This is a genomic window from Sphingomonas sp. Leaf34 (assembly GCF_001421805.1).
Classification (GTDB): Bacteria; Pseudomonadota; Alphaproteobacteria; order Sphingomonadales; family Sphingomonadaceae; genus Sphingomonas.
Window position 1 is genome coordinate 277,322 of sequence record NZ_LMLC01000004.1, and the last position, 14,315, is coordinate 291,636.

At 65.3% G+C, this 14,315-nt stretch carries 17 protein-coding genes and 1 tRNA gene; 12 read left to right on the forward strand and 6 right to left on the reverse strand.

Features of this window, described 5'->3' with window-relative positions:
- Positions 1–16: 16 nt before the first annotated feature.
- From leuC to nadA, 9 genes are all read left to right on the forward strand, one after another.
- Positions 17–1,453 (forward strand): 3-isopropylmalate dehydratase large subunit, encoded by a 1,437-nt coding sequence (gene leuC, locus ASF00_RS12735; protein ID WP_443024413.1) that lies wholly within the window; start codon positions 17–19, stop codon positions 1,451–1,453.
- Positions 1,454–1,565: 112 nt separating this feature from the next.
- Positions 1,566–2,195 carry a 3-isopropylmalate dehydratase small subunit gene (leuD, locus tag ASF00_RS12740; protein ID WP_055879600.1) on the forward strand — a complete coding sequence of 210 codons (630 nt, stop codon included), beginning with the start codon at positions 1,566–1,568 and terminating at the stop codon, positions 2,193–2,195.
- Entirely contained in the window at positions 2,158–3,156 is a 999-nt protein-coding gene (locus ASF00_RS12745) for an NADPH:quinone oxidoreductase family protein (protein WP_200910538.1), read from the forward strand. Before leuD ends, ASF00_RS12745 begins: the two co-directional genes overlap by 38 nt.
- Positions 3,157–3,507: 351 nt before the next feature.
- Positions 3,508–3,831: a DUF1476 domain-containing protein gene (locus ASF00_RS12750; RefSeq protein ID WP_055879606.1), complete on the forward strand. Its 324-nt coding sequence runs from the start codon at positions 3,508–3,510 to the stop codon at positions 3,829–3,831.
- Between the two features lies 1 nt (position 3,832).
- The gene (locus ASF00_RS12755; protein WP_055879608.1) at positions 3,833–4,063 is read left to right on the forward strand and encodes a BolA family protein; all 231 of its coding nucleotides are present in this window, start codon (positions 3,833–3,835) and stop codon (positions 4,061–4,063) included.
- A 10-nt stretch (positions 4,064–4,073) separates the two neighbouring features.
- Entirely contained in the window at positions 4,074–4,397 is a 324-nt protein-coding gene (gene grxD / locus ASF00_RS12760) for a Grx4 family monothiol glutaredoxin (RefSeq protein ID WP_055879610.1), read from the forward strand.
- A 418-nt stretch (positions 4,398–4,815) separates the two neighbouring features.
- Entirely contained in the window at positions 4,816–5,670 is an 855-nt protein-coding gene (locus ASF00_RS12765; RefSeq protein WP_055879612.1) for an MBL fold metallo-hydrolase, read from the forward strand.
- Positions 5,655–6,377, forward strand: coding sequence for a DUF4230 domain-containing protein (locus tag ASF00_RS12770; RefSeq protein ID WP_055879614.1), 723 nt, complete (start codon positions 5,655–5,657; stop codon positions 6,375–6,377). Before ASF00_RS12765 ends, ASF00_RS12770 begins: the two co-directional genes overlap by 16 nt.
- Positions 6,378–6,404: 27 nt before the next feature.
- Positions 6,405–7,388: a quinolinate synthase NadA gene (nadA, locus tag ASF00_RS12775; protein WP_055879618.1), complete on the forward strand. Its 984-nt coding sequence runs from the start codon at positions 6,405–6,407 to the stop codon at positions 7,386–7,388.
- A 7-nt stretch (positions 7,389–7,395) separates the two neighbouring features.
- On the opposite strand, the gene ASF00_RS18860 is transcribed toward nadA, so the two are convergent.
- Positions 7,396–7,545: a hypothetical protein gene (locus ASF00_RS18860; RefSeq protein WP_200910539.1), complete on the reverse strand. Its 150-nt coding sequence runs from the start codon at positions 7,543–7,545 to the stop codon at positions 7,396–7,398.
- Positions 7,546–7,712: 167 nt separating this feature from the next.
- Between ASF00_RS18860 and nadC the strand changes: the two genes are divergently transcribed.
- The 3 genes from nadC (at position 7,713) to ASF00_RS12790 (ending at position 9,827) form a co-directional block, all read left to right on the forward strand.
- On the forward strand, positions 7,713–8,579 hold the full coding sequence (nadC, locus tag ASF00_RS12780) for a carboxylating nicotinate-nucleotide diphosphorylase (protein ID WP_414893458.1): 867 nt from the start codon (positions 7,713–7,715) through the stop codon (positions 8,577–8,579).
- 62 nt (positions 8,580–8,641) lie between these two features.
- Positions 8,642–9,124, forward strand: coding sequence for a hypothetical protein (locus ASF00_RS12785; protein WP_156348335.1), 483 nt, complete (start codon positions 8,642–8,644; stop codon positions 9,122–9,124).
- Positions 9,114–9,827: a ribonuclease T2 family protein gene (locus ASF00_RS12790; protein ID WP_055879626.1), complete on the forward strand. Its 714-nt coding sequence runs from the start codon at positions 9,114–9,116 to the stop codon at positions 9,825–9,827. The genes ASF00_RS12785 and ASF00_RS12790 overlap by 11 nt, the downstream gene beginning before the upstream one ends.
- Before the next feature lie 123 nt (positions 9,828–9,950).
- Here the strand turns inward: ASF00_RS12790 and ASF00_RS12795 are convergent, their stop codons facing one another.
- From ASF00_RS12795 to rpsA, 5 genes are all read right to left on the reverse strand, one after another.
- Complete coding sequence (locus tag ASF00_RS12795) at positions 9,951–10,376, reverse strand: DUF4112 domain-containing protein (protein WP_055879629.1); 426 nt, start codon at positions 10,374–10,376, stop codon at positions 9,951–9,953.
- Positions 10,377–10,381: 5 nt separating this feature from the next.
- Entirely contained in the window at positions 10,382–11,758 is a 1,377-nt protein-coding gene (locus tag ASF00_RS12800; protein WP_235525798.1) for an ABC transporter substrate-binding protein, read from the reverse strand.
- Positions 11,759–11,841: 83 nt separating this feature from the next.
- Positions 11,842–11,925, reverse strand: a tRNA-Leu gene (locus ASF00_RS12805).
- Between the two features lie 93 nt (positions 11,926–12,018).
- Positions 12,019–12,297, reverse strand: a complete 279-nt coding sequence (gene ihfB, locus ASF00_RS12810) for an integration host factor subunit beta (RefSeq protein WP_055879632.1) — start codon at positions 12,295–12,297, stop codon at positions 12,019–12,021.
- Positions 12,298–12,457: 160 nt separating this feature from the next.
- Entirely contained in the window at positions 12,458–14,176 is a 1,719-nt protein-coding gene (gene rpsA, locus ASF00_RS12815; RefSeq protein ID WP_055879635.1) for a 30S ribosomal protein S1, read from the reverse strand.
- Positions 14,177–14,315: the final 139 nt, after the last annotated feature.

The window sequence follows — 14,315 nt, forward strand, 5'->3', positions numbered from 1 at the left end:
TTAACGGGGCGCCATTATGGCGACTCCACAAACCTTGTACGAGAAGATCTGGGCCGCCCATGTCGTCGAACGTCGCGACGATGGCACCTGCCTGATCTATATCGATCGTCACCTCGTTCACGAGGTCACCAGCCCGCAGGCGTTCGAAGGTCTCCGCGTTGCGGGGCGCAAGGTGCGTCGTCCCGACCTGACGCTTGCCGTCCCCGACCACAACCTCCCGACGACTCCGCGCAAGGACGCCGCCGGGCGCGTCCTGCCCATCGCCGATCCCGAAAGCGCACAGCAACTCGACGCGCTGCGCCGCAACACGACGGAGTTCGGCATCGACTATATCGATGCGACCGCGGCGGAGCAGGGCATCGTTCACGTGGTCGGCCCCGAGCAGGGCTTCACGCTCCCCGGCACGACATTGGTCTGCGGCGACAGCCACACGTCGGCACATGGCGCGCTCGGCGCCTTGGCGTTCGGGATCGGCACCAGCGAGGTCGAACACGTCCTCGCCACGCAGACTCTGTTGCTCTCGCAGGCCAAGACGATGGAAGTCCGCGTCGACGGCGACCTCGGCTTCGGCGTCAGCCCGAAGGACGTCATCCTCGCGATCATCGGCAAGATCGGCGCGGCGGGCGGCACCGGCCACGTCATCGAGTTCACCGGCAGCGTGATCCGCGCGATGTCGATCGAAGGCCGCCTGACGATCGCCAACATGTCGATCGAGGCAGGCGCGCGCGCGGGTCTGATCGCGCCCGACGACACGACCTTCGCCTATCTCAAGGGCCGCCCGATGGCGCCGACCGGCGAGAATTGGGACAAGGCGGTCGCCTGGTGGCGTAGCCTCGCGACCGATCCCGGAGCGCGCTACGACAAGACTGTGGTGCTCGATGCCGCCGATATCGCCCCCGGCCTCACCTGGGGCACCAGCCCCGAGGACGTCGTCCCGATCACCGGCGTCGTCCCCGAACCGTCAAGCTTCGCCGACCCCGCCAAGCAGGCGGCGGCGCAGAAGTCGCTCGACTATATGGGGCTGACCGCGGGCACCGCGATGCGCGACGTCACGATCCAGCACGTCTTCATCGGCAGCTGCACCAACAGTCGCATCGAGGACCTGCGCGCCGCCGCCGCGATCGCCGACGGGCGCCATGTCGCGGATGGCGTGCGCGCGCTCGTCGTCCCCGGCTCGGGCCTCGTCAAGCGGCAGGCGGAAGCCGAGGGGCTCGACCGGATCTTCATCACGGCAGGATTCGAATGGCGCGAGCCCGGCTGTTCGATGTGTCTGGCGATGAACCCGGACAAAGTCCCTGCGGGGGAGCGTTGCGCTTCCACGTCGAACCGTAATTTCGTCGGCCGACAGGGTCCCGGAGCGCGCACGCATCTGGTATCACCCGCGATGGCGGCGGCGGCGGCGGTGACCGGCAAGCTGAGCGACGTCAGAGAGTTGATGGGGGCACGAGTATGAAGAAGGTTTTCGTATTGTTGGCGGCGGGCGCCATGATCAGCGGCGTCGCGGCCTATGTCGCATCGGCGCGCACGACTGCGGAGCGAACGGGCCCGGAGCGCACGGAGCAGCGATGACCCCCGTCACCACCGTCTCGGGTCGTGCCTATCCGTGGGGCGCGAAGAACATCGATACCGATGTCATCATCCCCGCGCATTGGCTCAAGACGATCACGCGCACCGGCCTGGGTCGTGGCGCGTTCGAGACGGTGCGCGCGCAACCCGGCAACATCTTCGACGACCCGCGCTATGCCGGATCGCCGATCCTGATCGCGGGCGATAATTTCGGCTGCGGATCGAGCCGCGAGCACGCCGCATGGGCGCTCGCCGACATGGGCATCACCGCGGTGATCGCGCCGAGCTTCTCCGACATTTTCTCAGGCAATGCGTTCAAGAACGGCATCGTCCCGGTCGTCCTCCCGCAGGCGGCGATCGACCGCCTGCTGGAGGTCGCGCAGGACCAGATCGTCACCGTTGATCTCGAGACGATGACCGTCACCACCCCGTTCCAGGATCGCTTCACCTTCGAACTCGACGCCTTCCGTCGCCAGTGCCTCATGGAAGGGCTGGACGAAGTCGGCCTGACGCTGGCAAGAGATACCCAGATTTCGAAATTCGAGGAGGCGGTCGCATCGAACCGCCCCTGGACGACGGTGGAGAGCGGGTATGCGAGCATTGGTGTCGAAGGCGGTCGGCGGACCTGAAACTTTGGAGATGGTCGCGCTGCCCGATCTGGCGGCCGGCCCCGGACAGGTCGTCGTCGCGGTCAAGGCCTGCGCGATCAACTTTCCCGACGTCCTGATCATCGAGGACAAATATCAGTTCAAGCCGCAGCGTCCGTTCGCGCCGGGCGGTGAGATCGCCGGCACGATCGCCTCGATCGGCGAGGGCGTCACCGGCTGGGAAATCGGCGACCGCGTGATCGCGATGCTCGGCCATGGCGGCCTGTGCGAGCAGGTCATTGCCGACCCCGCCAAGCTCTACCGCCTTCCCGAAGGCCGCAGCTTCGCCGAGGGTGCATCGCTGATCCTCACCTACGGCACGACGATCCACGCACTGCTCGACCGCGGCCATATCAAGGCGGGGCAGACGCTGCTCGTCCTGGGCGCGGCGGGCGGGGTCGGGCTCGCGGCGATTGAACTCGGCAAGGCCTTCGGCGCAAAGGTCGTCGCCGCCGTCTCGTCCGAGGAGAAGGCCGCCGCAGCGAAGTCCGCGGGTGCCGACGAAACGCTGATCTACGCGCGAGCGCCGTTCGACAGGGACCAGTCGAAGGCGCTCGCCGAACAGTTCAAGGCCGCGGTCGGTCGCGATGGCGCGGACGTGATCTACGATCCGGTCGGCGGCGATTATGCCGAGCCCGCGCTACGCTCGATCGCCTGGGAGGGCAAATATCTCGTCGTCGGCTTCCCCGCCGGCATCCCCAAGCTGCCGCTCAACCTGACTTTGCTCAAGAGCTGCGACGTCTGCGGGGTGTTCTGGGGCGCGTTCGCGGCGCGCGATCCCCAGGCCAACCAGGCGCATATCGAGACCCTGTTCGATCTGTGGGAACAGGGCGAGATCGCGCCGCGTGTGACCGAGGTCTTCACATTCGAGGATGGCGGCAAGGCGATCGCCAAGATGGCGGCACGCGGCGCGATCGGCAAGCTGGTGGTGGAGGTCAGCTAACCCTGCTGGCCTCCCCATCTCCAAGGCACCTCTGCAAGCTGCAGAGACTGGGTCAGAGGATTTCGTAGGCGACGGCTGCTATCGCCGCCCACATCATCAATGACGCCATCATGCCATATGCCAAGCCTTGGACGACGCGCGGCGCCGACGGTGTAGGCGGAGTGGATGCAGGTACTGAAATGCTCGTCATGATCGCTCTCCTGCCCGTGCGTTTGTCACGTGACCGTCATATATATCGGTACATTTTCGGCGTGGCGCTAGTAGGTTTTTACCGAATCCCGTCGATTATTGCGTAGCGACGGTAGGCGACCTATCTCGGGGCCAAGACGAGGCTCAACGGGAATTCGCGACATGACCACATTCGACGATCGCGAACGCGCGAGCGAGGCGAATTTCGCACGCGAGGAGGAGATGGCGTTCCGGATCACCGCACGCCGCAATCGCCTGCTCGGCGGCTGGGCGGCGCAGGAGATGAAGCTTACGCCGGAAGAGACCGATGCCTATGCGACCGCGCTCGTCCATGCCGACATGGAAGGCGGCGGCGACGACGACGTCGTGCGCAAGCTGGTCGGCGATCTGACCGCGGCGGGCCTCGATCACGACGAGGCGACCGTCCGCCGTGCGCTCGCGCAGCAGATGATCGAGGCGCGTCGCCAGTTGCTGGAGGCGCGCTGAGATGCCGATGGCTGCCGACGACATCGCGACGATGATCCGCGACGCTATTCCCGACGCGCAGGTCGAGATCACCGATCTTGCCGGTGACGGCGATCATTATGCCGCAAAAGTGATCGCCGCGAGCTTCGCCGGCATGAGCCGCGTGAAGCAGCACCAGGCCGTCTATGCCGCGCTTGGTGGCCGTATGGGCGGCGCTCTGCACGCACTTCAGCTTACCACCGCAATTTCCTGAGGATCTATCAATGACCGACGACTCCAACGCCCGCATCGACGCCCTGGTCAAAGCCAGCCCCGTCGTCCTCTTCATGAAGGGCAGCCCGCTGTTCCCGCAGTGCGGGTTTTCCAGCCGCGCGATCGCGATCCTCAATCATCTCGAGGTCGAGTTCGAGAGCGTCGACGTGCTGCAGGACCAGGGTATCCGCCAGGGCATCAAGGCGTATTCGGACTGGCCGACCATCCCGCAGCTCTATGTCCATGGTGAGTTCGTCGGCGGCTCGGACATCATGATGGAGATGTACGAAAGCGGCGAACTGGCGCAACTGTTCGAAACGCAGAAGGCGAACTGACGCAGAACTGCCGCCCCTCCTCAATCGCCACCCCAGAGGATGCTGGGGTGGCATTGTCTAGCGGGGGGCACCTGGATCGAGTGATCCCCCAGCGTTCGATGATAGGTACGGCATCGTCGCATGCCTCGACGCCACAATCCGGCTCTGCGCGTCCCGATGATCGATTTTGAAGCAGCACCGGGGAGGGTGGATCGACGCGAGACCGGAAGAAGCGGTCGATCCACCCTGCGTGAACGCGGATGCGTTCGGTGACCGCTCAGACGATGCATCGGGCGTGCCAACATCGCTCAGTCATGCTGTTTCGGGGCATCCGATGGTTAATCGCCAATGTTGATGATACCGACTTGTAAAGATCGGCGACAGCCGCCCGAAATATGCGGGTCTTGCCATCGCTGCGCCAAGCGGCCATCTCGCATCCATGGCTGAGCATCCGACCGGTATCCCGATCCAGCTCGAGCCGCTCGTCGTCCGTGTGCTGGCGCCGAATCCGTCGCCCTACACCTATACCGGCACGCAGACGCATATCGTCGGCACGACCGATGTCGGTGTGATCGACCCGGGTCCCGACGATCCTGCGCACTTGGATGCCCTGACCCGCGCGATCGACGGTCGCCCGGTCACCGCGATCGTCGTCACGCACCACCACCGCGACCACAGTCCCGCGACGCGGCCGTTGCAAATAATCACCGGCGCGCCGATCGTCGGCGCGGCCCCCTTCGACTTGGCCGACGCGGGTGCGCGCGCGGATGCATCCTTCGACACGGCATATGCCCCCGACTGCGTGCTGCACGAGAGCGATACGGTCACCGGCGCCGGCTGGACGCTGCAGGCGATCGCGACGCCCGGCCACACGTCGAACCACCTTGCCTTCGCGTTGCCCGAGACCAAGGCGCTGTTCTCCGGCGATCACGTCATGGGATGGTCGACGACGATCGTCTCGCCGCCCGATGGGAACATGACGGCCTATCTGGCGAGTCTCGAAAAGCTGATGCGGCGCGACGACCGGATCTATTACCCCGGCCACGGCGAGGCGATCGAGAAGCCGCAACGCCTTGTCCGCGGCATGCTTGGCCACCGCAAGCAGCGCGAGGGGCAGATCCTCCGACTGCTCCGCGACGCCGCGCGGCCGATCCCAGCGCTGGTCGAGCGTATGTATGTCGGGCTCGACGCGCGGCTCGTACCCGCGGCCGCGCGTTCGGTGCTGGCCCATCTGTACGATCTGCAAACCCGTGGACTGGTGATCGAGGAAGGCGAGACATGGCGGACGACGTAATCGAACCGAACCGCAAAAGCGGCATCGGCGCATTTCTGGCAAAGGCGGTTGGCGTCGTCGTCATCCTGATCCTCGCCGGTCTGCTCGCGCTCTGGGGCGTGCAGCGTTATGTGAGCGACCGGCTGACCCCCGACCCGACGACGATCGCCAGCGCCAGCCTGGCGGGGCTGCGCGAACAGAATCGCCTCTCCGCGTTCGCCGCGCGCTATGTCGCGGTCGTCACGTCGAAACAGTCGCAGTTGGGTTTCACCACGGAGAAGACGCTCATCATGCCGGGCATGGTGCGCTATGAAGTCGACATGGCCAAGCTGACGCAGGCCGATGTCGCGTGGGACGGCACCAGCAAGACGCTGTCCGTACGGCTGCCCGCGATCGAGGCGGATGGTCCGCAGGTGGATCTCACCGCAGTCCGCGAATATGGCTCGGGCGGCGTGCTGACCACCTTCACCGATGCCGAAAAGCGCCTCGATGCCGCCAACCGTCGCGCCGGCCAGATCGAACTGATCCGCCAGGCGCGCGAGCCGGCGATGATCAAGCTCGCGCGCGACGCCACGCGCCGCGCGGTCGAGCGCAGTTTCGCGATGCCGCTGCGCGCCGCGGGGATCGACGCGACCGTCGCGGTACGCTTCGCCGACGAGCCGACCCCGAGCACCGAACGCTGGGATACCTCGCGCTCGCTGCAGGACGTGCTAGGGAACAGGCGCTAAAAGACGGGCACCACTCGGGATACGATCATGGAATTGAACCAGAACTTCGCCGGCATCGACATTCGCGCCGAGATCGAGCGGCTCCGCAAGGAGAAGAACGCGGTCATCCTCGCGCATTACTACCAGAAGCCCGAGCTTCAGGATCTGGCGGATTTCGTCGGCGACAGTCTCGATCTGTCGCGCAAGGCGGCCGCTACCGACGCCGATGTCATCGCGTTCTGCGGCGTGCGGTTCATGGCGGAGACCGCCAAGATCCTGTCGCCCGACAAGATCGTCGTATTGCCCGACATGGATGCCGGCTGCAGCCTCGAGGACAGCTGCCCGCCCGAGCAGTTCGCCGCGTTCCGCGCCAAGCATCCCGATCACATCGCGCTAACCTACATCAACTGCTCGACCGAGGTGAAGGCGCTCTCCGATATCATCGTCACCTCGTCGTCGGCGGACACGATCCTCGCGCAGATCCCGCCCGAGCAGAAGATCATCTTCGGCCCCGACCGCAATCTCGGCGGCTATCTCGCGCGCAAGACCGGTCGCGACATGCTGCTGTGGCCGGGCGTCTGCATCGTCCACGAGGCGTTCAGCGAGACCGAGTTGATGAAGCTCAAGGCGCAGCATCCCGGTGCACCCGTCGTCGCGCATCCCGAATGCCCGCCGATCATCCTCGACCACGCCGATTATGTCGGCTCGACGCGCGGCATCCTCGACTATGCATTGGCGATGCCGGGCGACACGCTGATCGTCGCGACCGAGCCGCACATCATCCACCAGATGGAAAAGGCATTGCCGAACAAGCGCTTCATCGGTGCGCCGGGCGCGGACGGCAACTGCAACTGCAACATCTGCCCGTACATGGCGCTCAACACGCTGGAAAAGCTCTACGTCGCGCTGCGCGACCTGAGCCCGCGGATCGAGATCGAGGAAGGCCTCAGGCTTCAGGCCAAGAAGAGCCTCGACGCGATGCTGCGTATGGCGTCGAATACCGTCGGCAAAGGCGATCTGGGCGCGCGATAATCCGCGCTCAGGCGGCGGGGGAATCTCCGCCGAGCTGGGCAAGCGCCTGGTCGACGTGGATTGCGACGATCGGCAGTTCCAAGGCGTCGGCCAGCGCAAGCGCCTCGTCGAGCAGGGCGTTGAGGTGTGCGGTATCGGCGATCGTCTTGGTAATCATCGGAATTTCCTTGGGTATCCGGCCTGAAACCGTCGTTGGGGATATTGGTTCCGGCTATCTCGAAGTATTTTTCGTGCCGCGGGGGCGGCTGAATTTTGCTGTCCCCGCAGGCCGTTTTTTGGCACCGGCGGTTGCAAGGCCGGTCGGCGAATTCTGGGAGGCGATAGGTGAACGCAGCATTGCCCGAGCGTTTGGGGTTTCCGGGTGACTTCGACATCGATGCCTTTGTCGCGGCGACGCTGGGCGAGGACCTCGGCGCGCTCGGCGACATTACCTCCACCGCGGTGATTCCCGCCGACGCGCGCTTTACCGGCGTGATGGATAGCCGTGATCCGATCGTCGTCGCCGGGCTCGATCTTGCCGAGGCGTTCTTCCGTTCGCTCGATCCGCAGGTTCGGATCGCGCGTCTGGTTCGCGATGGCGATGTGGTTGCGGCCGGTACCGAGTTGCTGCGGCTCGAAGGCGTCGGGCGGGCGATGCTCACCGCCGAACGGTCTGCGCTGAACACCGTCCAGCATCTGTCGGGAATCGCGACGATGACGCGGGCCTATGTCGACGCGATCGAGGGAACCGGTGCGATCCTGCTCGATACGCGCAAGACGATTCCCGGGCTGCGCGTGCTGGAGAAATACGCGACGCGTACGGGCGGTGCGCAGAACCACCGCATGGGGCTATGGGATGCGGCGATGATCAAGGACAACCACGTCGCGGTCGCCGGCGGCGTTGCCGAGGCCGTTCGCCGGGCGAAGGCGGCCGGGATTGCGCAGATCATCGTCGAGGTCGATCGCATCGATCAGGTCGAGCCTGCTCTGGCCGCCGGGGCGACGCGCCTGCTGCTCGACAACATGCCGCCGGCGATGTTGCGCGAGGCCGTGACTCTGGTCGGTGGCCGCGTGCCGACCGAGGCGTCGGGTGGCGTCAACCTCGATACGATCCGCGCGATCGCCGAGACCGGCGTGACCTACATATCGGTCGGCCGCTTGACGCAGTCGGCACCTGCGGCGGATATAGGGCTCGATTTCGCGATGCTGTGATCGCCGTGCCAGGCTGGCACGGCGCGGACGCGGCGTCGGATCGGACGCAGGGGACCAGGATCATGATCAGACCGCCATCCATCGTGCGGTACGAACGGCTCTACCTTGCCGCGTTCGTGCTTGGGCTGGTCGTGTCCGCCACCAGCTGGAGCCAGCGTGCCGCGATCCTCGGCGCCAACCCGATACTCGCCGCTGCGACCTGGGTCCTGCCGATGACGCAGGCGATCAGCATCGCGGTCGCGCTGCTGCTCTGGTATTTCACCGCCCGCGCGCCGAGCGTCATCGCAAAATGGGTGGTCGTTGTTTTCGCCGCATTCGGCGTGCTCAGCATCCTGTTGTCGCTCGGCACCTTGCTCATGGGTCGCGCGGCGAATGCCATGACGGTGACGCTGTCGATCGTCACCAACGCACTGTACGTAGCCGCCGCGGTCCAGTTGTTTGCGGCCGACGCGCAGCTCTGTTTCGGCGAACTGCCCGATATCGATGACGACGGGCATGACGCGCGGCATGATGATCTTAACGAGGATAACGCGCATGTTCGCTAGAGTGACGCTCGCCGCTGCGGCAATCGCATTCCCCGCGGTGGTGCAGGCGCAGTCCTATCAATGCGCGACTCCGGCAACGGTGGAGCGCGTCCGCCCGGACCTGCCATCCGAGAGCCAGCCAAAGCGTGACGTGCCGATCGGCAGCTACACGCTCGCGATCAGCTGGACGCCGCAATATTGTCGCGACAATGGCGACCGGGCAGGGGCGACGTTCCAGTGCGGCGCGGGAAACCGCTTCGGCTTTACGCTCCACGGGCTGTGGCCGGATGGCGTCGGCAAGGCGTGGCCGCAATATTGTCGCGCCGCCGAGTTCGTGCCGCCGCCGGTCATCCGCGCGCACCTGTGCACGACGCCGTCAGCGCAACTGCTCCAGCATGAATGGGCGAAGCATGGCACCTGCATGCCTGGCTATCGTCCGGCGAAATACTTCAACCAGTCGGCGGCTCTTTATGGCAGGCTGCGCTATCCCGACATGGATGCGCTGTCGCGGGCGCCGCTGACCGCGGGGCGGTTCGCGGCCGCCATGGCAGGGGCGAACCCGGGTCTGAAACCAGACATGATGCGCGTGACGGCGTCCAAGCAGGTCTGGCTGGACGAGGTCTGGATCTGTCTCGACCGCCGCTTCCGCTATCGCCGCTGCCCGGTGCACCAAGGTGGGCTGGCCCCGAGCGCGCCGCTGCAGATCTGGCGGGGACGTCGATAGGCGATCCTGCGTTGCCGCGCCCGCGGAGGCTAGGGCCTATTTGGTGCGGTAGCCGCAATAAAGCGCCGGTGCCCTTGGCGACGTTTCCCAATCGGGCCTTCGCCTCGACCGGAGCGCCGAATACTAGCCCTCGAGCGTCGTCGTCGACGGATGATGCTTGTCGAGATGCTTCTTGATGATCCGCAGGTTCCGTGTGTTCGAGCGAAAGAAGAAGTCGGGGATAGCCCCGACGAACGGGATCATTCCGAGCGCCCAGTCGACGCCGACATTGCCGAACATGCGGGCCATCTGGATCCGCGACATCCCGATGTTGCGCGCTTCCCAGGCCATCCATGCGCCGACCGCAGCCGCGATCGTGCTGCCAGCGAACGGGATGAGGTCGAGGATAACGTCCATGCCGACCTTGCGGTTGGTGCCGGGAAGCGTGAACAGCCCCTCCATGACGCGCTCCATCGCTTCAACGCGGCGGCGGACGGACAGCGCGTCGCGCCCGATCGGCAGGGAGTCGAAGCTCAGCCCGGAGGCGAGGCGGGTGGGGCGCTGATTCATGAGTGTCAGTTGGTGTCGGCACGCAACCGGTTCAACGGGTGCCATGCTCGCGTGTTGGGCTGCCATTGCTGCAACCGCGCCGAGACCAGTGACCAGCGCAACGGTCGGGCGAGCGGAATGAACGCGACGTCCGCATTCATCGCCGCATCCGCCACAGCGATCCGCCGCGCGCGTTCCGCGAGCGTCGGTGCCTCGCGCGCGGCATCGATCGCGGCTTGCGCCGTCTCGCCACACAGCACGCACGCCGTGGCCAGATACCAGCGCGCGCTGTCATAGGGCGCAACCGCATCGATCAGCGCGAGCTCGGCGTCGGCGTCAGCCTCGACTCGCTGCGGCGTGATCCCGACCGCAATCAGCGATCCGGCGATCTGCGCGTAGAGCAAGGTCGCCCCCGGACCGTTTGGCAGTGCGATCCGGAGCGTAACCGGCCCCTCGGGCCAGGCCGCGATTTTCTGGCGTGCCGCGATCCGGCGCTCGTCCTGCGTCAGCAGCGTCCAGGCGGGAACCTGCGGCAGCGCGGCCGAATCGAGGATGTCGGGCAGGATACGGTCGGCGGGATCCCAGGCGGGCGCAATCGCCGTGGTCAGCGCGGTGCGATCGATCGCCTCGGCAACGGCCTCGCGATTGGTGACCTCGGCGAGAAAACCGTCACGACGGACGATCGCCAGCCCGAACAGTCCCGCTGCTGGATCGATCCGCACATTGCCCGGCGCTATCCTGGTGGTCGCGAGCAACGGCCAATCGGCGAAGCTGCCGCCGCTGACGAGGTCCGAATCGCGATTGGCAAACCGCGCGATCGCACGCGCGGCGCGTTCGCCGATCAGCCGGACGTCCTCCTCGGGCTTCGTCGCTCGCTGATCCTCGGGGTCGGCCTGGTTCGGATCGAAGGCAGGGCGCAGCAGCGGCGCTCGCCCATGTCCGTGCGGCGCGACACGGAAGGGACCGCTGCCGCCCGTCGGCGTCACGCGTAACAGGCCCAATTCGGGTTGCGCGAACAGCTTGAGCAAATCGGGACGAGGGCGGGCAAGCCGGACCTCGATCACCTGCGGGGTCATCACGACGATTTCGTCGATCGCGGTCAGGAACGGTGCGAGCGGGTTGCGCGAGCCGGGTGCGATCTGGCGCTTGAGGATCGCGACGACCTGATCGGCGGTGACCGGCGTGCCGTCGCCCCAATCGCCCTCGCGCAGGCGGAAGATGTAGCTCATTCCGCCGTCGATCACGATCCAGCGCTCGGCGAGACCCGGTTCGATCTGTCCCGCGGCGTCGAACCGGACAAGGCCCTGCGCGGTCGAGTCGATCAGCAGCCTGCTGGGGGTGTCGAGCAGCGTGCGGCGCGGATCGGCGACCCGCGGTGGCTCGCCGATCGCGCTGACGACCACGGCGCCGGTGTCCGGGCGACGATTATCGCATCCCGCCAGCGCTGTGCTCAGCGCGAGACAGATCGCCAGAAACGCAGGGGCGCTGGTGCGGACGGCGGGACTCGAACCCGCACTCCTAGGGAGGGAGATTTTAAGTCTCCTGCGTCTACCGGTTTCGCCACGTCCGCACACACCCCCAACAAGACGACGCCGTCCGTCGGGTCAACCCATCTCGGGCACAAACTCGACCGAACGGCGCTGAAGATCGCGAATCGCGTCAATCACACGTTTAGGCGCGCACGCATTTCCTTGCCGGGCTTGAAATAGGGGACGCGCTTGGCATCGACCGCGACGACTTCGCCGGTACGCGGATTGCGACCCGTGCGGGCATCGCGGGCGCGCGTCGAAAATGCGCCGAAGCCGCGCAACTCGACCCGGCCATCCGCGGCCAATCGCTTGGAAATCTCGTCAAAAAACGTGCTGACGATCAGTTCGACTTCGTTCGGTTGCAGGTCCGGATGCGCCTCGGCGATCTTGAGGACCAGTTCAGATCGAATCATTCGTTTTCCCGCTCGTTTCGCAGTTCCGCTCGTTGACATAAATCAACTTGCGAAGCGTTAGCACTAATCCGAGCGCAATGAAAAACCAAAATCGAATAGGCAATAAAAAGCCCGGCATGTTTGGGACATGCCGGGCCAATTTATCGGTAAATCGTTAGACTTACTTCTTTTCAGCTTCCGTGCGAGCCTTGAGAGCCTCGCCCAGGATGTTGCCCAGAGTCGCGCCCGAATCGGACGAACCGTACTGTGCAACGGCCTGCTTCTCTTCCGAGATCTGCATAGCCTTGATCGAGAAGGTCGGCTTCTTCGAACGATCGAAGCCCGTCACCATCGCGTCGAACTTCTGGCCGACCTGGAAACGCTCCGGACGCTGCTCGTCGCGATCGCGACCCAGATCCGTGCGCTTGATGAACCCGGTCGCGCCATCATCGCCCTGCTGCACTTCGAGACCCGCATCGCGGACTTCGAGAACGGTGACCGTGACGATCGCGTTCTTGTTCAGCTTGTCGCCTGCTGCTGCGATGCCGCCGGCCGAAGGCCCGCCGCGCTCGAGCTGCTTCATGCCGAGCGAGATACGCTCCTTCTCGGCGTCGATGTCGAGCACGACGGCCTCGACGGTCTCACCCTTGCGATGCAGGTTGAGCGCGTCCTCGCCCGAAACGCCCCAGGCGATGTCGGACATGTGGACCATGCCGTCGACATCGTTGTCGAGGCCGATGAACAGACCGAATTCGGTCGCGTTCTTGACTTCGCCCTCAACGGTCGAGCCGATCGGATGCGCGGCAGCGAAGGCCTCCCAAGGATTGGCCTGAGCCTGCTTGAGGCCGAGCGAGATGCGACGCTTCTCGGAATCGACTTCGAGGACCATGACGTCGACTTCCTGCGACGTGCTGACGATCTTGCCCGGGTGGACGTTCTTCTTGGTCCAGGACATTTCCGACACGTGGACCAGGCCTTCGATGCCCGCTTCCAGCTCGACGAACGCACCATATTCGGTGATGTTCGTGACGCGGCCGGTGAGCTTTGCGCCGACCGGGTACTTGACCATCGCGCCATCCCAGGGATCGCTCTCCAGCTGCTTCATGCCGAGGCTGATGCGCTGCGTGTCCTTGTTGATGCGGATGATCTGCACCTTGACGGTGTCGCCGATGTTCAGGACTTCGCTCGGGTGACCGACGCGCTTGTAGCTAAGATCGGTGACGTGCAGCAGGCCATCGATGCCGCCGAGGTCAACGAACGCACCGTAATCGGTGATGTTCTTGACGACGCCGTCGATGATCTGGCCCTCGGCGAGGCTCAGGATCAGGCCCGAACGCTGCTCGGCGCGCGTCTCTTCGAGAACGGCGCGACGCGACACGACGATGTTGCCGCGCTTGCGGTCCATCTTCAGGATCTGGAACGGCTGGGGGATGTCCATCAGCGGGGTGACATCGCGCACGGGGCGGATATCGACCTGCGAGCCCGGCAGGAACGCGACGGCGCCGTTCAGGTCGACGGTGAAGCCACCCTTCACGCGGCCGAAGATCACGCCCTCGACGCGGGTCGTCTTCGAGAATTCGGTTTCCAGCTTGTCCCATGCGGCTTCGCGGCGCGCACGATCGCGGCTGAGCATTGCTTCGCCGTGCACGTTCTCGACGCGGTCGACATAGACTTCGACTTCGTCGCCGACCTTGAGGTCCGCCTTCTGGCCCGGCGCTGCAAATTCGCGAAGCGGCACGCGGCCTTCCGACTTCAGACCGACGTCGATGACGGCCATGTCGTTCTCGATGCCGGTCACGGTGCCATGCACCACGCGGCCCTCGAAGCTGTCGGCGTCGCCGAGCGTTTCGTTCAGCATCGCCGCGAAATCGTCGCGGGTCGGCATTACCTGGGTTGCCATAGAATTCAGTAATCCTAGTCTGTTTCCGGCCAAGCGGTTGGGTCCGCTGGTCTTGGCCTTCGTTGCCGCGACGACCGAACGCCGGCGCAGCATCCGGACGGCACGAGGCGCAGAGGACGTAGACGCTGAATGCGAAAAC